At 69.4% G+C, this 20,777-nt stretch carries 19 protein-coding genes and 1 pseudogene; 5 read left to right on the forward strand and 15 right to left on the reverse strand.

From position 1 onward, the window contains the following. Positions 1–27 precede the first annotated feature (27 nt). From hsdR to AB0P06_RS06245, 9 genes are all read right to left on the reverse strand, one after another. Positions 28–2,496, reverse strand: coding sequence for an EcoAI/FtnUII family type I restriction enzme subunit R (gene hsdR, locus AB0P06_RS06205; protein WP_363605461.1), 2,469 nt, complete (start codon positions 2,494–2,496; stop codon positions 28–30). Positions 2,497–2,823: 327 nt separating this feature from the next. After that, positions 2,824–3,807 (reverse strand): NUDIX hydrolase, encoded by a 984-nt coding sequence (locus tag AB0P06_RS06210; protein ID WP_363605463.1) that lies wholly within the window; start codon positions 3,805–3,807, stop codon positions 2,824–2,826. Between the two features lie 28 nt (positions 3,808–3,835). Then, positions 3,836–4,615 (reverse strand): hypothetical protein, encoded by a 780-nt coding sequence (locus tag AB0P06_RS06215; protein WP_363605464.1) that lies wholly within the window; start codon positions 4,613–4,615, stop codon positions 3,836–3,838. A 275-nt stretch (positions 4,616–4,890) separates the two neighbouring features. Next, on the reverse strand, positions 4,891–5,937 hold the full coding sequence (locus AB0P06_RS06220; protein ID WP_363605465.1) for a hypothetical protein: 1,047 nt from the start codon (positions 5,935–5,937) through the stop codon (positions 4,891–4,893). Next, complete coding sequence (locus AB0P06_RS06225) at positions 5,931–6,953, reverse strand: glycosyltransferase (RefSeq protein WP_363605467.1); 1,023 nt, start codon at positions 6,951–6,953, stop codon at positions 5,931–5,933. The genes AB0P06_RS06220 and AB0P06_RS06225 overlap by 7 nt, the downstream gene beginning before the upstream one ends. Further along, on the reverse strand, positions 6,954–8,246 hold the full coding sequence (gene serS / locus AB0P06_RS06230; RefSeq protein WP_363605469.1) for a serine--tRNA ligase: 1,293 nt from the start codon (positions 8,244–8,246) through the stop codon (positions 6,954–6,956). Continuing rightward, positions 8,239–8,949 carry a histidine phosphatase family protein gene (locus AB0P06_RS06235; RefSeq protein ID WP_363605470.1) on the reverse strand — a complete coding sequence of 237 codons (711 nt, stop codon included), beginning with the start codon at positions 8,947–8,949 and terminating at the stop codon, positions 8,239–8,241. The genes serS and AB0P06_RS06235 overlap by 8 nt, the downstream gene beginning before the upstream one ends. Further along, positions 8,946–9,905 (reverse strand): aminoglycoside phosphotransferase family protein, encoded by a 960-nt coding sequence (locus tag AB0P06_RS06240; RefSeq protein WP_363605472.1) that lies wholly within the window; start codon positions 9,903–9,905, stop codon positions 8,946–8,948. The genes AB0P06_RS06235 and AB0P06_RS06240 overlap by 4 nt, the downstream gene beginning before the upstream one ends. Further along, the gene (locus AB0P06_RS06245; protein WP_363605474.1) at positions 9,905–11,155 is read right to left on the reverse strand and encodes a methionine adenosyltransferase; all 1,251 of its coding nucleotides are present in this window, start codon (positions 11,153–11,155) and stop codon (positions 9,905–9,907) included. The genes AB0P06_RS06240 and AB0P06_RS06245 overlap by 1 nt, the downstream gene beginning before the upstream one ends. A 211-nt stretch (positions 11,156–11,366) precedes the next feature. Here AB0P06_RS06245 and AB0P06_RS06250 point away from each other — a divergent pair. From AB0P06_RS06250 to AB0P06_RS06265, 4 genes and pseudogenes are all read left to right on the forward strand, one after another. Beyond that, a pseudogene (locus AB0P06_RS06250) lies at positions 11,367–11,585 on the forward strand (helix-turn-helix transcriptional regulator); the annotation flags it as partial. Positions 11,586–11,771: 186 nt separating this feature from the next. Beyond that, positions 11,772–12,758, forward strand: coding sequence for a hypothetical protein (locus tag AB0P06_RS06255; RefSeq protein ID WP_363605496.1), 987 nt, complete (start codon positions 11,772–11,774; stop codon positions 12,756–12,758). Further along, positions 12,755–13,639, forward strand: a complete 885-nt coding sequence (locus tag AB0P06_RS06260; protein WP_363605475.1) for an aminoglycoside phosphotransferase family protein — start codon at positions 12,755–12,757, stop codon at positions 13,637–13,639. The genes AB0P06_RS06255 and AB0P06_RS06260 overlap by 4 nt, the downstream gene beginning before the upstream one ends. Positions 13,640–13,670: 31 nt before the next feature. Next, complete coding sequence (locus tag AB0P06_RS06265; protein WP_363605477.1) at positions 13,671–14,834, forward strand: damage-control phosphatase ARMT1 family protein; 1,164 nt, start codon at positions 13,671–13,673, stop codon at positions 14,832–14,834. A 93-nt stretch (positions 14,835–14,927) separates the two neighbouring features. Here the strand turns inward: AB0P06_RS06265 and AB0P06_RS06270 are convergent, their stop codons facing one another. The 6 genes from AB0P06_RS06270 to AB0P06_RS06295 all read right to left on the reverse strand — a co-directional run bounded on the left by AB0P06_RS06270 (position 14,928) and on the right by AB0P06_RS06295 (position 20,443). Then, on the reverse strand, positions 14,928–15,263 hold the full coding sequence (locus AB0P06_RS06270; protein ID WP_363605478.1) for a hypothetical protein: 336 nt from the start codon (positions 15,261–15,263) through the stop codon (positions 14,928–14,930). A gap of 280 nt (positions 15,264–15,543) precedes the next feature. After that, complete coding sequence (locus AB0P06_RS06275) at positions 15,544–17,304, reverse strand: relaxase/mobilization nuclease domain-containing protein (RefSeq protein ID WP_363605479.1); 1,761 nt, start codon at positions 17,302–17,304, stop codon at positions 15,544–15,546. Then, complete coding sequence (locus AB0P06_RS06280; RefSeq protein WP_363605480.1) at positions 17,301–17,873, reverse strand: hypothetical protein; 573 nt, start codon at positions 17,871–17,873, stop codon at positions 17,301–17,303. The genes AB0P06_RS06275 and AB0P06_RS06280 overlap by 4 nt, the downstream gene beginning before the upstream one ends. A 449-nt stretch (positions 17,874–18,322) precedes the next feature. Further along, complete coding sequence (locus AB0P06_RS06285) at positions 18,323–19,300, reverse strand: DUF2637 domain-containing protein (protein ID WP_363605481.1); 978 nt, start codon at positions 19,298–19,300, stop codon at positions 18,323–18,325. Between the two features lie 121 nt (positions 19,301–19,421). Beyond that, positions 19,422–20,051 (reverse strand): ATP-binding protein, encoded by a 630-nt coding sequence (locus AB0P06_RS06290; RefSeq protein ID WP_363605498.1) that lies wholly within the window; start codon positions 20,049–20,051, stop codon positions 19,422–19,424. A 77-nt stretch (positions 20,052–20,128) separates the two neighbouring features. Further along, positions 20,129–20,443: a hypothetical protein gene (locus tag AB0P06_RS06295; RefSeq protein WP_363605482.1), complete on the reverse strand. Its 315-nt coding sequence runs from the start codon at positions 20,441–20,443 to the stop codon at positions 20,129–20,131. A 170-nt stretch (positions 20,444–20,613) separates the two neighbouring features. Here AB0P06_RS06295 and AB0P06_RS06300 point away from each other — a divergent pair. Beyond that, positions 20,614–20,777: transposase (locus AB0P06_RS06300; protein ID WP_363605500.1), on the forward strand; the 164-nt coding region annotated here is incomplete at its 3' end.

Below are 20,777 nucleotides of genomic sequence, written 5' to 3' on the forward strand. Positions count from 1 at the left end.
TGACCGAGGACGCGCGATCCGACTCGCCTACGCAACCTCGAACAGGTGCTTCCCCAGCTCGTCGATCGCCGAGTGCAGTTTCTGAGCGTCGCCGAACCGTGCGGCCAGTTCGGTGACGCTGCCCATGCCGGTGAACGGAGGCACCTGCAGCGTCTGAGCGGAAAGCTCAGTGGAGCCGTACTCCACGAACTTGAGCAGCATGGCGTCGAGCACCTGCTGGGCCTCTGGGGCGAACGACGCGAAGAACTCCCGTTGCTCCCGGCGAACCCTGACTACCCGCTCCTCGCGGCTGACCAACGGAAGTCCCCAGGCCGCGTTCAATAGTAGATCTACTGGGTCTACGTCCGGATTTTGGAGCTTGGCGGCAAGCTCCTCCACCTCGATGTCTGCCTTGGCCAATGCGTCCACCAGTACCCGACGGCTTCGCGCGCTGGCCCACTGCGCGCGAAGCTGTCCGGGCTCCAGATTGAGCTCCAGGACCCGATCGTGCACCCATTGCCGATAAGTGATCAGCTTCATAGTGCGACCGTCGGAATCAAGCTGAAAGTGAGCCTCGCCCCACTTGAAGACCTCGACCCCATTGACGACGAACCGCTTGCCACCTGCTCGAATCTGGTCGACTCGATCCGGGTCGTCCACGATGCTGCCGGAGGTGGCGGAGCTCTCGGGAGGCAGCTCTCCACCTTCCTCCTCCTCGTAGCCAGGATCCGGTTCGGCAACCTCTTCCTCGACTTCCGAGCCAGCGGTCTCGGTCGGTTCAGGGGTGAGAAGATGGCCTTGCTCGTCGACGGTGTCCCGCCGCACATGCAGCGGCGGTCCGTCGAAATCGGGGTCGTTGAAGAGCACCGTCGCTTCCACGAAGTCGATGATGTCGAACGAACCCTTGCCTGCCTCCAGGCACAGCCGAGTACCACGCCCGATCGTCTGCTTGAACTCTGGCATGGAAATGATCCGGCGGAGTAGAACGATATTGCGAACCGAGGGCATATCAACGCCAGTGGTCAGTAGCTTCGAAGTGACCGCGATCACCGGTTCCTCGGTGTCCTGCTTGCGGAACTCATCAAGCTTGGCCTTGCCATGCGGACCGTCCGCATCAACGATGCGGAAGACATAGTCGGGGTACTGGCGGACTAGGTCGGCATTGGCGTTATGGAGGGCCATGCGCATGCGGTGGGCATGGTCATTGTTTTCGCAGAAGACAATCGTCTTCGCCATGGGATCGGTCGCGCGCAGATACTCGGTGAGATACTGGGCCGCCGCCTCGGTGCGCTCCAGGATGACCATGACGCGCTCATACTGCTGTGGGGTGTACAGCTTCTCGGGGATCTCGTTGCCATACTTGTCGAGCTGCCCGGGCGCCGGCTGGTAGCCGGTCATGTCGACGTTCAATCGGACCCGCCTGACACGATATGGGGCCAGGTAGCCGTCACCGATCCCATCGGCCAGAGAGTAGGTGTAGACCGGCTCGCCGAAGTACTCGTAGGTGTCCGCGTCCTTATTGCTAACCGGGGTGGCAGTGAGACCGATCTGGACGGCGGAAGAAAAGTGCTCCAGGATCGCACGCCACTTGGACTCCTCGCGTGAGCTTCCTCGATGACATTCATCGACGATCACTAGGTCGAAGTAGTCGTGGTCGTACTGCTTGAAGAGCGCCTCTTCGTCACTCTTGCCGCCATTGTCGAGTGACTGGTAGAGGGCAAAGAAGATCTTCCGCCCCCTGACAGCCTTCCCTCCGCTGATCTTATGAACGTCTTCTCCGAATGCCGGCGTGAAGTACTCATCCTTGGGCTGATCGATCAGCAGATTGCGGTCAGCAAGGTAAAGAACGCGAGGCTTGCGGTCGCCGGTCCACCGCGAATTTCGAAGTTTGGCGACGACCTGAAAAGCGACCATCGTCTTACCTGTGCCGGTGGCGAGAGTCAGCAAGATGCGCTTTTGGCCCCGGGCAATAGCGGCGAGAGTGCGGTTCACGGCGATCCGCTGGTAATAACGTGGCCGTTTGATGGAGTTGTCCCAGTTGCGCAGCGAGCGGTCGTACGGGGCGCGGATCAACTCGGCGCCGAGTGGCGTGTCCACCGTCTCCCCGACCTGATAGCGGGCCCATAGCTCGTCGGGAGAGGGGAACCGGTCAATTTCCCTCATGCCCGGGTTCTGCATGTCGATCTCGTAGATGACCTGGCCGTTGGTCGCGTAGGCAAACGGGAGTCCGAGCTTGCGGGCATACCGCTGGGCCTGCTGGATACCGTCCGCGGCGCTGATACGAGTCCGCTTGGCCTCGACCACGCCGATGGGCAAGTCGGGGCTGAGCTCAAGCACATAGTCAGCGATGAGCGGGTCGCCAGGAGCATGGCGCCGAGCGGTGGCAACGATTCTGCCGTTGTTGATCCGGTACTGAGAGCGGATCTGGTCGTCCTGCCAGCCAGCTTCTGCCAGTGCTGGCAGCACGAAGGCTTGGCAGGTCTCCTGCTCGTTCATCCCGTACGCATCGTTGGCCATGGTTAGATTCCTACCGCAGAAAGCTGACATGCGGGCCCGGTCGGCGTAATCGTGATCAGCTTTGGGTGCAACACCGAGTAGGGTCTCGATGTCGGGCGGGCGACGGTGCGATGGGCGACTGGTCCAGGTGCCGACGCTCGACTACGGCACCGGGAAGAGCCTCATGGCGCGGCAGGCGCGGCTCTTGCTGAAAGCAGCCAGCGTGGGCTGGCTGCGCGCGCTGTAGGTGCTGGCCCTGGCGATGGGGCTCCGGTCTGGTGAGCTGCCGGGACTTCACTGGTCGGCGATCGACCTGGAGCGCGGAACGCTGATCGTGCCCAGCAGCCTTCAGCGCGTGGAGGGAACCCTTCGGCTCGGGCCGAACAAGACAGCGTCCTCGCTCTGGACGCTGCCGCTCCCGCCGTTGGTCCTGGCGGCCCTCCGGAGCACCGGGAGCGGCAGGCCCAGGAACGTGTAGCGGCCGGCGACCGGTGGAAGGACACGGGGCTGGTGTTTACCAGCCGGGTGGGAACCGCGATCTAGCCGGACAACCTCCGCCGGAGTTGGTACCCGCTCCGGGATCGGCTCGGGCTCACGCTCCGGTTGGCGAGTCGGTCCGAAGCGCCGGGCCCCCTTGGAGGGGAAACGATCAAGGTGCTGCCGCACAGGATCTTCGCTGCCCATGTCTTGGCTTACGGGCGAGTCGCCCCCATGCTCCAGGTACACCGTCTCGGAATGCGTCCAGGCAGCCCAGGCGGCGTGGACACGGCGGGCGAGGCGAGGGATGAGGAGTTCGTCGAGTTGGTCGCTCGGATGGAAGGCGTACTCGCCGATCTCCACCTGGTCGACGGTGATGCGCTCGAGCTCGTCGGCGGGGAGGACGCCGCCGTCGAAGACGAAGAGGAGCTTGTCGCCCTCCGTGGGATGGGGCGCCCAGTCGGCGATGAGCAAGTGGCCGATCGGCGGGGTGATGCCGAGCTCCTCCTTGACCTCGCGGGCGGCGCCCTCGCTCGGGGTCTCGCCGGGGTGGAGGTACCCGCCCGGGATCTCCCAGCCCGGCTTGTATGTGGGCTTCACCAGGAGCACGCGGTCAGCCTCGTCGAAGAACAGCACGCCGGCGGCGGTGCGTGGCTGGGCAACGGCCTCGGGTGCGTCAAGGGTGCACGTGGGTTCGGCGCCACTCACGGATTCGGGTTTCCTCGCGTTGGGGCGCAGGCTTCGGCGCGCTGCCGCAGGCTCCGGGCGGCCGGACCGCGGGAGCGACCTGGATGACCGGGCGGCCGGGCCCACTGACTCGGGTGGCGGATTCGACGACAGTCTGGTGGGTCTCACTACGGCGTGAGGAGGAGGCGTCGCCGGATCACCCAGTACGCGGACGACCGGTTTTCCGGTAGCGAACGGCTACACCGGACGCGGTGGTGAGTTCCACCAGCTCAAGTGCGAGGTCGCACGTCGTGGGGCCATCGGTCTCGGTCAGGGCACGCTGAAAGTCGGCAACCGTCTTGGCCAGCTCCCAGGAGCTGCTCACGAAGCGGAAGCGCCCGAGTGCCGGCTTCTCGGCGAGCTTGAAGCCGATGCCGATGCTGGGCAGGGGGCCTCGACCGGACTTCGCCGCCAGCCTACGTTCCTCGATGCTTTCCGGACACCCGCACGGCTTATCGGCGTCCGCCTCCGGTGCGAGGAGCCGGGCGCCGTCGCAGTCATGGAGTACCTGGCCCTTGTAGCCGAAGAGCAGCATGCGGGCTTGGACTGCGGATGGTCCTTCAACGGTGATCCGCACCGTGTCGTAGTCGGTCAGCACCTCCAAGGAATCCTCGGCCGTCGTCTCCCATTCCACGGGCTCACCGCCAAGCAGGCTCGCGACACCTGCGGCAACGTCCGGGGAAGCCATCGTCACGCGCCATGCGTCCAGCGACTGCGGTCGGTTGTCCACCAGCCGCCCCGCCCGAAAGCGGCCGACGTAGTCCGACTGGCTCTCCGAGCCGCGGTCGGAACCCTGTCCTCTGCCTGCCACAGTCAGCAGCTCCTTCTCGCGAAAGCGACGACCCGTCAGGTTGGACGCCGAACCTCCCGGCCGGTGATGAGCGTATGCCGGGAAGGGGCAGCCTTGGCGCGGTGCGCTGTTGCTCCTCGTCCGCATGCCGCCTCCTCACATGCAGGCTGCTGCCCGTCTCGTAGCATCAGCCCACGCACAGGCGAGCTGGGCGCGGAGGTGGGCCTGGCGGGCGTGGTGGTGCTGCCGCTCCAGCCGCCAGGCGCAGAGGTGACACGCCGCGAGTGTGACGGTCTCGCCTTCGACGGTGAGTGTGCCCAACTCGGCGACTTGGGTGACTTCCTCGCACTTGAAGCAGAATCCGGTCGTCCAGGCGAAGCGGAGTCGGAACTCGGCGGGCGGGTTCCGGTTACGTCGGGGCTTCACGTTCTGTCGCTCCAGCTCGACCGAGGTAGGGGGAGGGACGTGGCGGAGGTGACGTCTCGGCGGTGGATCTCGCGCTCGATGACGAAGGCGACCTCGGGCCACGGCAGGGCCATCGGTGAGGTGAGGCTCCAGAATCCGTGGCTCGCCCGAACCAGGGTGCTGACTCCGAGAGGTGCGGCGTCGACGGGGACGGCAGAAAGGATGCGGCGGAGTACACCGCCGGCCCCTCGTGCCGCAGGGGCGATGCCGTTACCGACGAGCAGGGTCGCGGTTCGAACGGCGTCGAGCACGTCGGCGGCCACACCGGCCGTCGCGAAGCGGCCGAAGGCCAGCTCCCACCAGGGGCGACGGGTGCGGGCCCAGGCCAGGCGCTCAAGGCCGGAGCCGAGGTCCACCGCCATGCAGCTGGGATCCGCAGCGTTCCAGAGCAGGACGATGTCACCGATGGGAAGGTCCAGGTGCCGGAAGTGCACCGTGAGGCCGCAGACTTCGCGGCGTTGCCAGACGGCGTTGCGGCCATGGATGGTGAGGTGTCTGGCGTGGAGGCCGATGCCGGACAGCAGTGTGAGCCAGTGGTCGAAGATCCCGGTGAACTCGGCTGTCCGAGTGACGGGTTCGATGCGCGAGACGTTGACGAACGAGGTGAGGAATCCCTCCCTCAGGGCGCCGACGTGGTCCCGCTCGCCGGTCAGTCGGACGACCGGCTGGGGCAGGTAGCCCCGGCGGAAGACGTATGGCTTGCCGTCCTTGAGGAGGGGGTCGACTGCCTGGACGGCGGAGATCGTCAACTCGGTGTCCCGGCCCCACCGCATGGGCAGCGGTCTCGCGCGAGTGACGCCTGCCGCACGGAAGCCGCTCTCCAACTGATTCAGCAGACCGGCCCACTGGAGCGGTCGACTGGCCGGCCGGTACGGCGTCCCCTGGTCGCGGTGGCGGATCTCGAAGCGGCCGTTGGCGTCGTGCTCGATCTCCCACTGCGTGCCGAGCCCGAGGCGGTCGCTCAGGAGATCGAGCGGCCTCGACGGTGGGTTCGCGGTCAGCACGGCCTGGTCGCCAGAGCTCGGAAGTGTCGCTCGGGGTCGAACCGGCTCAGCCCGATGTCCTGCACGGTCGGCGCGTCCAGTTCCAGGCACCGCTCGATCGCAGTGGCAAGCGCCAGGGCCGCGTCCTCGTCGTCGTGCTCAGGATCGACCCTGGCGACGGCTCCGGTGCTCTCGCACAGAGCCGCCTCCGCGCAGGTGCCGTCTCGCCAGCAGAGCGCGGCGACGGGCGTGCCGGCACGCAGTGACTCCCCGAACACGGCGGCGCCGGCCTCCACGTAGCTTCGCGAGCAGGTGTAGACGTAGACCGAGGCGTCGGAGAAGGCGGCCGTTTTGGCCGCCCCTCCGACTTCGCCGACCCAGCTGACGTGATCAGCCACGAAGAGTGCCTGGTGACGGCGCACGTAGTCGTTGTCGAAGACAGGTCCGACGATGTGTATCCGCCGGCCGAGCAGTTGGGCCGCGCGTACCGCGAGGTGCGGCGACTTCTCCTCGTCGATCCGGCCGAGCCAGACGAGGTCGCGGCCGGGCCGGGCGGGAGGTTCGGCTTCACCGAGCCCGAGGTGGACCGCGTGCTCCAGCACCGGCGTGTGGGCGGCGTACAGCCCTGCCATCTCGGGCGAGTAGCAGTACAGCCGGGAGCGCTTCGCGTCGAAGGCGTCGGCGGCGTGCCGGAAGACCGGCGAGTGCTGGAAGGTCGCGACGTCGCAGTCGAGATCGGCCCAGACCCGACGCCACTCGGGGAGCGATGGGTACTCGTGTCCGACCACGAGCAGGTCGTAGCCGGTGGAACGCAGGTCACGAGTTTGCCGGGTACCCGGCTGGAGGTCTTCGAGGCGGATCGGACGGGTGGTCCAGTCCGCTCCGAGGTCGGTCCTCCAGCCGGGGCCGAGGAGGTGTACGTCGGCGCCTGCGGCTCGGGCGCCTTCCGCCACTGCCCAGAGCCAGCGTTCGATCCCGCCGTAGCCGACGGGCGGGAAGGTGTAGCTGCTGGGGAAGTCGCAGATGCCGACTAACACTTATGCCTCCGTTGTTCCGTCCGCCGAGATCCGGCGGAATCCGAGGTAGGGCACCAGGGCCTCGGGCAGGACGATGGAGCCGTCCTGCTGCTGGCACTGTTCGAGAAGGGCGGCCAGGGTGCGGCCGATGGGCAGCCCGGAGCCGTTGAGGGTGGCGACGGGCTTGGTCTTGCCGTGCTCGTCCCGGGTGCGGATGCCTGCGCGGCGTGCCTGGAAGGTGCCGCAGTCCGAGACGGAGGAGATCTCGCGGTAGGTCTGCTGGCTGGGCAGCCAGACCTCGATGTCGTAGGTGATCTGGGCGGAGAAGCCGAGGTCGCCGGCGGCGAGCTGGACGACCCGGTAGGCGAGCCCCAGCTCCTTGAGGCAGGCTTCGGCGTGGCTGAGCATCTTCTCCAGCTCGGCCTGGGAGTCCTCGGGGTCGCAGATGCGGACCATCTCGACCTTGGAGAACTGGTGCTGGCGCAGGATGCCGCGGGTGTCCCGGCCGTAGGAGCCGGCCTCCGAGCGGAAGCACGGGGTGTGCGCGGTGAGGGCCAGGGGGAGTTCGGCGGGCGGGATGATCTCGTCCGCGTAGAGGTTGGTGAGCGGGACCTCGGCGGTCGGGATCAGGAAGAGCTCGCGCTCGCCCATGCCGGTGGCGAAGAGATCCTCCTCGAACTTCGGGAGCTGGCCGGTGCCGGTCATCGTCTGCCGGGTGACGAGGTACGGGACCGCGTGCTCGACGTAGCCGTGCCGCTTGGTGTGCAGGTCCAGGAAGAGCGTCGCCAGGGCGCGCTCGATGGCGGCGCCGGCATCGCGCGAGACGCTGAACCGGGAGCCGGAGAGCTTGCTGGCACGGGCGAAGTCGAGGATGCCGAGGGCCTCGCCGAGGTCCACATGGTCCTTCGGTTCGAACGAGAAGGACGGCGGCGCGCCGAAGCGACGGATCTCGACTGCGTGCTCGTCCGAGTCGCCCTCGGGGGTGCTGTCGAGCGGCAGGTTGGGAATGGTCAGCAGGAAGTCGCGCAACTCCTGCTGCACCTGCTCCTGCTCCGCCTCGGCCGACCGGATCTGTTCCTTGAGGTCTCGGGCCCGGTCCTTCAGCGTCTCGGTGTCGCCGCCCTGGCGGGCCGCCTGCTGGACCTCCTGGGCGACCCGCTTCGACTCGGCCCGCAGCTCGTCCACGCGAGTGATGAGCTGGGATCGGCTGGACTGAAGAGACTCCAACGCAGAGAGATCCAGGGTGTAGCCGCGGCGGGCGAGGCGGCGGACCGCCTCGGAGCCCATCTCGATGAGGGCGCGGGGATCATGCATGGGAGTTCGTCTCCTCCAGCTGGACAGATGGTCCACCGAAGGTAGCAAGCGTGCGCCGGTCTTCTGGCCGGGATGACCATCCGCCCGCTGCGGCGGTCTCCTGTTCCTCCGCATCCAGGACGTCGAGCAGGGACGCGGTGAGGTCTTCGAGTTCGCGGTCCTCGATCCTGACCAGGTACAGGCAGGGAACCTCGTCGAAGAAGATCGGCATGGCCCGCCCGGGGGCGTCGTGCGCGGCCCGTCTGTGCCACCGCAGCACGGAGGCCAGCAGCCCGTGCGCGACGACCGTCCGAGGCGAGGGCAGCTGGAGTGCGCTCCGGAGGCCGGCAAGCATCCTGCGGATGGCCTCGCGCTGGGACTCGGCGGCCCCGGGCGGGTTCTCCCATGGTCCGGCGGCGACGAGCCAGCGCGCGTACTCCGTGAAGGGGCCGCCTTCGAACTGCCCGTAGTCGACTTCATTGAGGGCGGGCTCGACCCTGACGGGCTGATCGGCATCGCCCATCAGCAGGCGTGCTGTCTCACCCGTCCGGGCGAACGCCGAGGTGAGCCAGATCTTCGGTTGAACGGCAGTGATCACGCCGCTACCGGTCCGGCAGGCGACGCGTCCTGCCGGATCCAGCGGAAGATCGACAGTCGGGTCGCCGTTGACCCGGTGAGCCGCGCTGTAGTGGGTACTGGAATGGCGCAGGAGGTAGGTGGTCACGTCTGGCCGTCCTTCTCCGGCACCGCAGTGAGATCGAGGTCGCCGGCCAGCCCTGCGATTACCCGCTCCATCACGGAGGCGCGGTGGTCTCCCACCTCGCGGTAGTAGAGGAGCCCGTCCACGCAGAGCGCGAGGCTCCAGTGGCGTAGCCGCCGCGGGTCGAGGCCGGCGGTGGTGACGGCGATCTCGAAGCGGTCCCGGGTGTGGGTGCCCAGGTCGTAGTAGACGGTCCAGAACGCCCAGTCGAAGACCTCGTCGCCGACCATCGGCAGGGGGTCCGCCAGGACTGGCTTCCGTCGGTCGTCGAAGAGGACGTTCTCGCGGTAGACGTCCGCGTGAAGAACCGATGCCCGTGCCGCGTCCGGGTGCAGTCCGGTGACCAAGCGCTCGCCGAGTCTCGCCCAGTCGACCTCCAGCTGGGGGCGTTGCGCCGCCAGGCGTCGGTGGACTCGCGGGACCAACTCGCATTCGAGGAAGTCGTGGAGGCTGGGAAGTGCTGCGGCTGTGGTGTTCGTGCCTCGGCCGAGGCGATGCAGTTGCCGCAGGGCGGTGGCCACCGCCTCGTACTCGTGCGTCTCCGGTCCGACGGAACCTCCGGGTACGGCTGCCACCATCTCCAGGGCGGCGACGCCGAGGTCGTCCGCGTTTTCGAGCACCCTGACGGCCGGCCCGGCCGCCCAGATTCCCAGCGCGATCATCTCGTTGCGGTAGCGGCTGTGGTCGGGCCATGCCTTCAACAGGACCTCGCGCCCGCTGATTCGCTCGCGCGCCACCATCAACAAGGAGGCGTGGCCGACGTCGTGGTAGCCGTCGGGGGTCAACTGCCAGCGGCGTGCGGCTTCGTCGAGGAGCTCGGGGGCGCGGGCCAGCCACCCGTGCACCTCCGGACCGTAGTGCTCCCGGAGCCGCTGCCAGGCGCTGCGCGGGGGCAGGAGCGTGGGCGATCCGGTGTGCATCAGCTGAGCCGGACGCCGTGGTGGACCAGCTCGGCGGTGAGCTCCGGGAAGCCCCCGAGGGCCAGGGCGACCTGGGCTTGTACCTTCTCGATCTCCGGGTCCTCGGCCGCGAGCCGGACCAAGACCTTCCAGGGCTGGTCGAGCCGGTGGCCGGTCGCGCTGACGAGGTGGACCTCGGCGTAGCTGCCGGTCTCGTCGTACAGGCGCTGGGCGAGGCGAGTGGCTGCGAGGTTGTAGAGCTTCCCGACGTGGTAGACGGGGTTCTTGCCGCTGGCCCCTTCCAGGTTCATCGGGCGGAGCGGGGTGATGAGACCGTTGACCCGGTTGCCGCGGCCGACGACGCCCTCGTCGCCCGACTCGATGGAGCTGCCGGTGTAGGTCAGGTAGAGCTCATCCTTCTCAGGGACGTCACGGGCGTTGAGGAGGAAGGTGATCTCGACACCGGGGAGGTTCTGCTCGGCGAACCGGGCGCACTCGGCCAGGACCTCCTCCTTGTTGGCGAGGTACGAGGCCCGGTCGGGCACGTGCTCGGACTTCTGCGGGACGCACAGGATGGCCTCGGCCTTGGCGCCGTCGAAGTGCCCCATCAGCTTCACGTCGGATCCGCACCAGGGGTTCGCCCGGGTGAACTCGCTGACTCCAGACAGGTGGTTGACGAGTGCGTGGGCGAACTGCTCGAACGGGGCCATCGGGGCCCAGCCGGTGCCGAGCGAGGTGTCGTTGGCGATCAGGGTGTGGCGCTCGCGCAGGTCGTCAACTGAGCGGGGCGCGAACCAGCGCGACCGGTCGGTGCCGCTCTCATCGGTGACCACCGCGCCGGGGCTGGGGTTGCTGGTGATGTTGAAGACCAGGTCGAGGTGGCCGGCGATCTCGGGCAGCCGGTCGTGGAAGAAGGCCAGGACGGCCTGCTCGACCAACTCCCGCACCGGGATGTCCTCGCCGCCGCAGGCGTACGCGGCCCGGCCGTTGACCAGGACCTTCACCGGAGCCGTCATCCGGCCGGCGCCGTAGCGGACCTCGCAGGAGCCGCCGAGCAGGGCGAGCTTGTCGAAGTTGTGGTGGAGCACGGCGCCGAAGCGGTCGAGCGTGTAGCGGCTGTACGCGCGAGAGAGCTCCTCGGCCAGGTGGTCGGCGAGGGTGTCGGGGTGGCCGAGTCCCTTGCGTTCCAGCAGGACGAGGTCGGTGGGGAGCGGACGCCCGGTCTCGATGGTGATGCTGCTGTGCTCCACGGTCGTGCTGACTCGCTGCATGGCGATCTCCTCTTCCGTCGGTCCGGCTACGGCGGCAGCCCGCGGGGGGCGTTCGACGCGTAGTTGTGCCGAACACCTGCACGTCAGGCTCGTAGCGGTGTGTAATGGGCGCTTAGCGCTCGGAAACATTCAGCCCTGCCGGTGAACGGCCCGACCAGTACCGGCATTCGGACAGCGACCGCTGTCCACAAGAGACGCCCTGGGGGATCAAGTGCCGCGACCACTCAAGCCTCTGGACCCCACCCGGTCTGCGGCCCACTGGTTCGGTGCGGAACTTCAGTACTGGCGAAAGCTCAGGGGGCTGAGCCAGGACAGGCTCGGGCAGTTGGTCCACCTGAGTGGGGACCTGATCAGCAAGATCGAGCGGGCGGAGCGGCCCTGCAAGCTCCACCACGCCCAGGCGTTAGACGCGGTCTTGGACACCGGCGGAGTGCTCGCGCGAAGCGTCGTGCTGGCCGCGGCTGAATTGGACAACCGCTCAGAGGTAATGGACAAACGGCGCAACGGGGCCGTCAAGCCTCCCCGAAGGGAGGTGCTCGGGGGCACGCTGGAAATGCCACCGCCAGCCTCCGAGTGGAATGAGTCCGACCCCGTGGAACGACGCAACTTCCTTGCCGTGACGAGTGCAGCTCTCGCCGCCGGCCCTCTGGCCCAGCTCCTGACCTCCACCCCAGCCGCCGCGGTACCCGCAGTTGTCCGGCCCGCCGACGTCGAGCAGATCCGCACCGCAGCGACCACACTGCGCAGCTGGGACAACCTATACGGCGGTGCCGGCGTCGTCCGTGACACGGCGCTCGCCCAACTGCGCTGGGCGGCAGGTCTCCTGAAGAGTCGCTGCCCCGCTCCGTTGCGGGCTGAACTGTTCGGAGCCGTCAGCCGCCTGGCGACCGTGGTCGGCGCCTCGGCCTTCGACGCCTTCGCCCACGAAGACGCCCGCCGGCTCTTCGCCTTCGCCACCTCGTGCGCCGAGGAAGTGGACAACTGGCCGCTACGCGCCATCTCCTACAACCTCCGCTCCCGCCAAGCGATCTGGTGCGGAGATCCCGATGCCGGTCTCACCTTCGCCGAACTCGGCCTGGCCCGCGCCGACCGACTCTCCCCCGCGGAGCAGTCCATGCTCCACAACGCTCGCGCGCGGGCCCTGGCCAAGATGGGACGAGCCCAGCAGACCCTGGCCGCGATCGGCGCGTCCGACAACTCGTACACCTCGATCACCCCGGCCACCGAGGGGCCGTGGATGACGTACTACGACGGCGCCCAGCACCACGGCGACACCGGCCACGCCTTGTTCGACCTCGCCCTCGCCGGCCATCCGCCGCAGGAAGCCCTCCGGCGACTCCAGGCAGCGGCCGACGGCCACGGCGACGGATTCGCCAGATCCCGCGCGTTCTCCCGAACCAAGCTCGCCACGCTCCAGATGGCTGCCGGTGACCCTGAGCAGGCGTTGGCCGAGGGCCGGACCGCCCTCGCCGAGGTCAGCGACCTCCGCTCGCTGCGTGCCAACCACGAACTGGCTGAACTCGGCCGGGTCGCCCATCGCCACCGCAACCTCGGCGACATCCGGGACCTGCGGGAACAGATCGCCGATACGGTGGCAGCGTGAGCAACATCGAGGACTCCCACTCCCTACTGCTCAAGGCGTGCGCGACAGTGGGCCTGTCCGCAGCGGGAGCCGAACCGATCCGGATCGGGGAGAACGCGCTGTGGCGATTGCCGCTGGGGATCGTGGCTCGCATCAGCCGCCCCGGGCAGTCGGCTGCCGCCGGGCGCGAACTGGCGGTCGCACGCTGGCTGCGCGACTACGGGGTTCCTGCGGTTCGCCCGCTCGAGCACCTGCGGGAGCCAGTGGATGTCGACGACAACCCGGTGACCTTCTGGCACGAGCTGCCCCAGCACCGGCCAGGAACCGCTGCCGACATCGCGCCGCTCCTGCGGCGTGTCCACAAGCTTGCCGTTCCTGACTTCCCGTTGGGCCAGCTGGACCCGTTCGTTCGGCTGGCCGCCAGGATCGACGGGGCCGCCACCCTCGACGACACACAGCGGCAGTGGCTGCGGGACCGCTTGGCAGAGCTCCAGGCGGCGTGGCGGAGCCTCCCGCCTGGTCTGCCTGCGAGCGTCATTCACGGTGATGCCTGGCGCGGCAACGTGGCGGTCACACCGACCACCACCTACCTGCTCGACTTCGAACGAACCTCCCTCGGGCCTCCCGAGTGGGACCTCACCGCTACCGCGGTCGGCTACGGCACCTTCGGCACCGTTTCGGACAGCGAGTACACCGCCTTCTGCGAGGCGTACGGTGCGGACGTGATGACCTGGGCCGGCTACCCGGTACTGCGGAGTATCCGTGAGCTCCGGGTCACCTGCTTCGCTCTCCAGCACGCGGCAGCCGATCCGGCTCGACACCGGACGGAAGCTCATTACCGCCTCTCCTGCCTGCAAGGGCAGAACGGTCCACGCCCGTGGGGTTGGACAGCTGTCAGCTGAGACGTCGATGAGAGGGACGAGCCCGACCGTGATGACTGCACCCGTGATCCGCAGTGATGTCCCCGGATCCTTCGCTTGGGGTGTCTTCCACGAGCGGCACCCGAAGCTCGTCCAGCAGGTGCTCGATGCACTGCCGTACGGGCCGTGCGAGCGGGCCGCGGTCGAGGAGCTCCTCGCCGAGAGCACCGGCGGTGTGCTGCAACCGGTGAGCACCAGTGCCCACGACCACCAGCAGTGGCTGGAGTGGGGCGAGGACCTGTTCGGACGGCCGTGGGGCGAGGCGCCGTTCCTGTGGGCCGAGAGCTACTTCTACCGCAGGCTGCTCGAAGCCACCGGCTACTTCCGGCCCGGCACTTGGCAGGGCATCGACCCGTTTGCACCGTTCAAGGACGTCGAACTCGCCGGCCCGGCCGTCGACGCCGAGCTGGCGGCCCTCGGCGACCTGCCCTCGGACTTCACCGACAAGCGAGCTGCCGCGCTTCTCTCCTCGGCGCTCTGGGGCAACCGCGCCGACCTGAGCTTCCAGATCACGGCGGAGGCCGGAGGGTCGATCGCCTCCGACCTGGTGGCCGACGACAGCGAGTCGCTCTTGGCCGAGCTGGAGCGGGCCGAAGGCGGGCGTGTCTGCATCATCGCGGACAACGCCGGCCGGGAGCTCCTGCCGGACCTGGTGCTGGTCGACCATCTGCTGGCTTCCGGCTTGGCGGCGCAGGTCGTCGTGTACGTGAAGCCGCAGCCGTACTACGTGTCGGACGCGACGATGGCCGATGTTCTCGCCACCGTCCAGCGCCTGCGCACCGCCACCAGTGCGGCTGCCGTGACGATCGGCGAACGGCTGTGGCGAGCGATGAACAGCGGCGCGCTCGTGGTCCGCACGCACCCGTTCTTCTGCGCGCCGCTGCCGTTCCACGACATGCCGGCCGACCTCCGGTCCGAGTTCGTCGGTGCAGCGATGACGATCCTCAAGGGTGACCTCAACTATCGTCGGCTGGTGGGCGATCAGCTGTGGCCGCCCACCACTTCGTTCACCGAGGTGGCCAGCCACTTCCCCTCAGCCGTCACGGCGTTGCGGACGCTGAAGTCGGACGTGATCGTCGGCGTCGACGCTGCCGTCGTCGCTCAGCTCGACAGCGCCGGGACGGCGTGGCGCACCAACGGCCGCCACGCCGTGATCCAGGTCGACCTCCGCCGGTAGCCGAAGCGCCGCCCGTGTGCCCCGCTGTCCTCGCTCGTCCGGGCGTGACGCGGCAAGCGTCGGAGGTGAACAGCGGCGGGTGCGGCGTGGACCTCAGTCCAGGTTCCAGGTCGTTCCGGCGAGGAGTCCGTCGAAGGCGAGGGCTCTCATGGCGGTGTCGAAGTCGTCCCATTCGTGCTCGGGTTCGACGTAGTGCTGGTCGAAGTCGGTCCGGGTGAGGTCGGGCTCGCGCCATTCGTGGGCGCAGCGGCAGCGGACGAAGATCTGGTGGTGGACGGCGAGGAGGAGCCAGTCGCGGCGGGCGCCACAGGCGGTGCAGGTGATGGCGATGCCGCGCGGGTTGAGCTCGGCGGGGTGCGGGACGGCGCGGATGACGGCACGCGCGGGTTCGGGGGCGGGGTTGTAGAAGTCGTGGTCGTAGTCGGTCATGCGGTCCCTTCGGGTCGGCAGCGGGGCAGCAAGGGACCATACGACGTGCGCTGCCGGAATGGATCCCTCCCTGCGAGAAGGACATCGAATCGACACCGCCGCCTTGCTGCACGGTAGTTGTGGCGATCCGGCCGCCGGGTTTCCTCGGGAAGTCCCGGCGGTCTGCTTCGTTGGCTGGGTCCTGCTTTCGGCGGCTGACGGGTGACCTGTACTTGGCGGGATCGGTGGGTGGGGGCTGGTGGGCGGGTACGGAGGCTCCGTACCCGCCCACCTGGGTTGGTCAGCGCGTCCGGCGTACCTGGTCGGGTGCAACCGGCGCCGGCGGTGTGATGAGCGGGGCAGACGGTGTGCCGGCGGTGCGGCTGGTGGTGCGGGCGCGGGCTGCCCTGGTGCGCAGTTCGTCGGGGGTTGCGGCCGGTGCGGGGGTGGGGAGGCCCGCGTCGCGGCGGATGCGCCAGGTGAGGACGGCGGCGGGTGAGTCGGCGGTGGCGAGTTCGCGGCGCCCGGCGGCGTTGGTGAGCAGGGCGGCCGGGTCGTGGCCGGCGGCCTCGGCCTGGGCGAGGGTGGCGGCGAGTGCTGCCCAGTTCTCCTCGGTGAGGAGGCGGGTGGCCTGGTCGGCGGGCAGGGTGCGGCGGACGGCGTCGGCCTGCCGGTCGTGGTCGGGCTTTGGGAGGAGTCGGCCTTCGAGGGTGAGGTGGGCGATCGGCTTGGCCGCGTGCCGGGTGTAGGCGGCGCGCAGGTGTTGGGCGGCGGTTTGGGCGGCGTCGGCCTGGTGGCGGTGGCCTTGGGCGGCGTGCCACTTGGCGATCACGATGGCGAGCAGGACGAGGCTGGTCAGGGCCGTGGCGGCGGCCGTGCCGTCCTCGCCCCGGCCGGTGGCGGGTCCGGCGTGGAGGAGTTCGCGGGCGGCGGAGCGCATCGCGCGCAGGTCGGCGCCAGCGGCGCGGGTGTGGGCGGTGCGGGTGCACTCCAGGGCCCGTGCGGCCTGGTGGAGTTCCTTCCTGCTGAGGGTGGGGCTGGTGGCGGCGAGCGTGTCGAGGACTTCGAGGCCGCCCCGGATCACCGCTTCCGCGCGGGCGACGTCCTGGTCGTCGTCGAAGGCCGGGTAGGCGCGTTCGATGGTGGTGCTGGCCCGGTTGCGCCCGTCAGCTGGCCAGGTGCGGGGGTCGGGCGTGGGGAAGGCGGGTTCGTCGACGCCGAGGGCGAAGCGTGCCTGGATCTTCGGCTGGGTGAGGTCGGAGGCGAGCTTGCTGCCGGAGAACCAGATTGGCCCGCTCTCGCCGCTGGCGGGGAGGGCGAACTTGTAGCCGGTCACGTCGCCGGAGGGTGCGCGGCGCACGGCGAGGAGCACGCCCTTCGCGGTGAGTCGGGCGGTGAACTCCTCCTCGTCCGCGGCCCCGGCCAGGGCCTGGCGTACGGCGGTTCGCAGGCGGTCGCGGTCGGTGCCCTCCTGGCCGAGGCGCTGGGCCTTGTGCAACTCCGCGCCCTTGGCGCGCTTGGGGATCGCATCCCGGTACTCACGGGTGCGAGTGTCGGAGAGGTCCTTGAGTTTGTACTCGCGTTCGATCTTCGTGAGTTCGGTCTCGACGCGGTACTGGTCGCTGCGTAGGCGGGCCTGCGTGAGGTCCGCCCGGACAACGGTCGCGAGGATGTGGATGTGGTCGTCGGCGTGGCGCACGGCGATCCAGCGGCAGCCGTTCGGGTCGCCTTCGGGCGCGATCCCCGAGGCGGCCACAATCCGGCGGGCGATGGTGCCCCATTCCTCGTCGCTGAGGATGCGGTCGGTCGGGTCGGCGCGCACGGGCCGGTGGTAGACGTGCTGGGTGACCGGCTTGCCGTAGCGGACGACGTGCAGGTCGAGCGCGTCGCGGAGCTGGACCAGGGTGGCATCTGGGTCGCCTGGGTCGCGGCCGGGGTCGGGGACGAAGCCGCCCCAGGACGCGACGATGTGCGGGTCGGTGTGCGCGTTGGCCTTGCCGGGACCGAAGAGGTACTTGAGCGCGCCGTGCGTCTTGGACCCGCGTATGGGCTTGCTGATCATCGGCGCTTCGCCTTCGCCAGGCGCATGGCCGACGCGTCGACCTCCGCGACGGCCGCCCGGACCTTGGCGACCAGGGCCAGGGCCCTGTCGAGGACGGCTGCCGCAGGTCCCGGTTCGACGGCGATGCCGGCGTTGAGCCGGTAGGCGATCTGGTTGGCGTTGTTGCCGACCGGCGCCAGCTGGCCGCGTGCCGCGTCGAGCGCCACGATGGCCCGCTCCAACTGCTCGTCGCGGGTGGTGATGCCGGCGAAGTCGTCGGCCAGCGCCTTGCGCTCCAGGTAGGCGGCAACGTTCAGTTCGGCTGCGGCGGCCAGCTGCTCGATACGCGCTTTCTGGGCTTCGGTGCAGCGGAAGCCGACCTTCTTCGGCAAGGGGTTCTCGGGGTCACGGCGGCGACGCTTTGGGGCGCGCCGTACGCGGCGGGCGGCGCTCGCGGAAGAGCTGGCATCGGGGAGCGTCAGCACGTCGGCGGTGGGCTCGGACGGCGTGTTGGTGGGCTTCTCCTGCTTCGCCGCGCCCTCGCGGTGAAGCTCCGGTGCTGCCGCCCTCGGCAGCACCGGCTCGTCCACGCCCCCCTGGGCGGGGACGTCCGCGTGCGTGGCCCCGTAGGGGCCCCGTACGCACTCGCTTGCTCCGCCAGGGGCAGGGAGGTGGTCAACTCCGTTGCGGTCCTGGGAGTTTACAGGCTTCCCGAGCAGGCTGTGCAGGGTTCGTCGGACGGGGTTCAAGCGTGTCGTTCCTCGGTGGCGGCTGGCGATTCGGGCTGGTCGGTGTCTGGGTGGGCAGTGTCCGGGTGGTTGCCGGTTTGGCCATGCCGGATTTCACAGGTATGGGCGGCGTGTCAGGCACGGCCTTCCCGGAATCGGAAGCGGCGTGGGAATGGTGTCCGCGGTGCGAGTCGGGTCCGGCCGGGTGCAGTGCCCTGGCGGCGGTGGCCTTCTGCCGACTGCGGGGGTGGGTCGGCAGAAGTCGGTGTCCGGCTGACCGACCGGGCCGGTCAGCCGGACACCAGGGCCGGTCAGCCAGCCTCGGGGCGGGGAGGGTTCTGTTCGTCGGCTTGCTCCTCGCGGAGCCTTCGCATCAGCTCGGTGAGGCGGGTACTGCCGAGCGGAAGGCCGGCGTCGCGGACAGCCTGTTCGACGATCGCGCGGGTGAGTCGGCCCTCGGCAGCGACCGCTGCGCGGCCCACCTCCAGCAGCCGCTCCATCGGCGCGCCCGGCGGGCGCCCGGTCGGCCTGCCCTTCGCATCGGAGGCGCCTTCGCCGGTGCGGCTCTCGTCCGCGGGGTCGGCGGCATCCGTCTGGTGATCCGGATCGCCGACCGGCTGGTCGTCGTGGACTTCTGCCGGTTCGGGGTCGGGCAGCGCGTCGCGCCACTCGGTGGGCAGAAGTCCGGCGGCGGACATCAACGTCAGGAGCGCGGTCTCGTCGCTGCGGTCCCCGGCCTGTGCCGGTCGAAGTGCCGGTTCGCGGTCAGCGGTCACCGGACCGGCAGAAGCCTCGATGATCGGAAGGGCGTTCTGCTGGGCGGGAGCGGCTGGGGTGTCGTGGCCGTGGCGGGCGATGAGGATGTAGAGGTGGACGGCGCCGCCGAGGGCGAGCGGGGCGAGGGTGGACAGGATGCCGACGACGGTGTCGGTGAGCTTCAGCCCGCTGCCGGTGGTGGGCAGTTGGGTGAGGCGGACGGCGTGCAGGGCGTTGGCCCAGACGCTGGTGGCGGTCGCTGTGGCGAAGAGCGTCCAGGTGTAGGCGCGGGCGGGCCAGCGGGCGTCGCGCAGGACGAGCAGGGCGCGGACGCCGTAGGCGATGAAGCCGTCGATGATGAGCGGGAACAGGTAGGTGAGCGGGCCGCGCACGTGGGTCGCGCCGGCCATCTGCCGCAGTGCGTCGTAGGACAGGACGAACCCGAGGACGCCGAGCAGACCGACGGCGAGGCGGTCCCAGATGGTGGCCCGAGCAGACGGGGTGCGGGCAGGAGGTATCGCAATGGTGGTCAAGGGTGGTGCTCCAGGGGTGGCCTCGCCGCAGGCGGGCATGGCGAAGCGGCGAGGCGAGGGGCGGGGTGAAGTTCGGGGAAGGCCGGCGCGCTGACCGGGCGGCGCTGAGCGCCAGCGCCGGTCAGGCGACGCGTAGCCTGCGGCGGTCGGTGTCGGTGAGGATGGCGCGTTCGCACATCTCGGCGAGGCGGGAGGCGGTGCGGTCGCCGAGGGCGTTCTTGATATCGCCGGGCGCCAGGTTGGTGGTGAAGATCGTCGGGAGCAGGTGCTCGTAGCGGTGGTCGACCAGCCGCAGGGTGAGCTCCTCGGTCCACTCGGACGCCTTGGCGGCCCCGAGGTCGTCGAGGACCAGCAGGGGACAGGTCATCAGATCGCGCATTTCCCGCTCGCTGTCCGTGCCCTGGCGTGGCCGCTGGGAGGCGTACAGCTCGGTGGCGGTGAGCTTGTTCCAGCGCAGGCGCACCCCGGCCTTCAGCAGGTTGCGGATCGCTCCGTACGCCTGGTGGGTCTTGCCCGAGCCGGTGGGTCCGGCGATCAGGAGCGAGGGCCCCTGGGCGATGCCCAGGGTGCCGCCGGGGCCGGGTCGGCAGGCCAGGGTGACCTGCTGGACCCAGGTCGTGACCTCGGGGTGGTCGGCTTCGGCGAGGCGGTAGCGCGGCGGGATGCGCTGGTCGGCGAGCTCCAGCGCGGTGGAGGGCTGCTCGGTGTCGGGCAGCGGCCGGTCGGGGTCGATGCCCTTGGCGGCCAGCATCCGTTCCAGGCGCAGGACGGCGCCGGAGGCCGGCTGCGGGTCGCGACCGTCGGTGCGGCGGGGGTTGGGCAGGCTGGTCACAGGTCCCCCTCGTAGTAGTCGCGGGCGTCGGCCGGGTTGGCGAAGGGCCGGTACGGGGACCGGGCAGCGCTCTGCCCGGCGCGGGACACCCCGGCGGGCTGGGCGTTGATCGCCTCGTGGACCATGCTCGGCAGCATGCTCGGGCTCATCGGCTTCGCCGCGTACAGCCGCAGCCCGGCGCGGATGTCGTCGTCGCTGGTGCCGCCGTCGAGCAGGTCCTTGATGACCTTGCCGAGGTGCCCCCGCACGTTGGCCGGTACAGGCTTCGGGCAGGCGGCGACGTACTCGGCCACCAGGTCGCCCGCGTTCACCGGCGGCTTGCCGGTGGGCGTGCCGACCAGGACCGGGCCGTCCCGGTCAGGCGCTGCCGACGAGGGTGCCGGAGTGGGCGCGGCGCCGCCGCCCCCTTTACTGATCGTTTCAAAATGAGTTCAGCTCAGGGGCTTGGCAGTTGATGTGTTCGGGCGGCAGAGTGCTCCACGTGTCGGATGATCTTGTGCCTGATGACCTGTGGGAGCGGGTGGCTCCGCTGCTGCCGCCACGTCCGCCGCGACGCCACCGCTACCCCGGCCGGCTCCCCGCGGACGACCGTGCTGCTCTGCGCGGCATCGTGTACGTGCTGTGCAAGAGCGTGAGCTGGCGGGA

The sequence above is a fragment of the Kitasatospora sp. NPDC088351 genome, assembly GCF_040685575.1.
Classification (GTDB): Bacteria; Actinomycetota; Actinomycetes; order Streptomycetales; family Streptomycetaceae; genus Kitasatospora.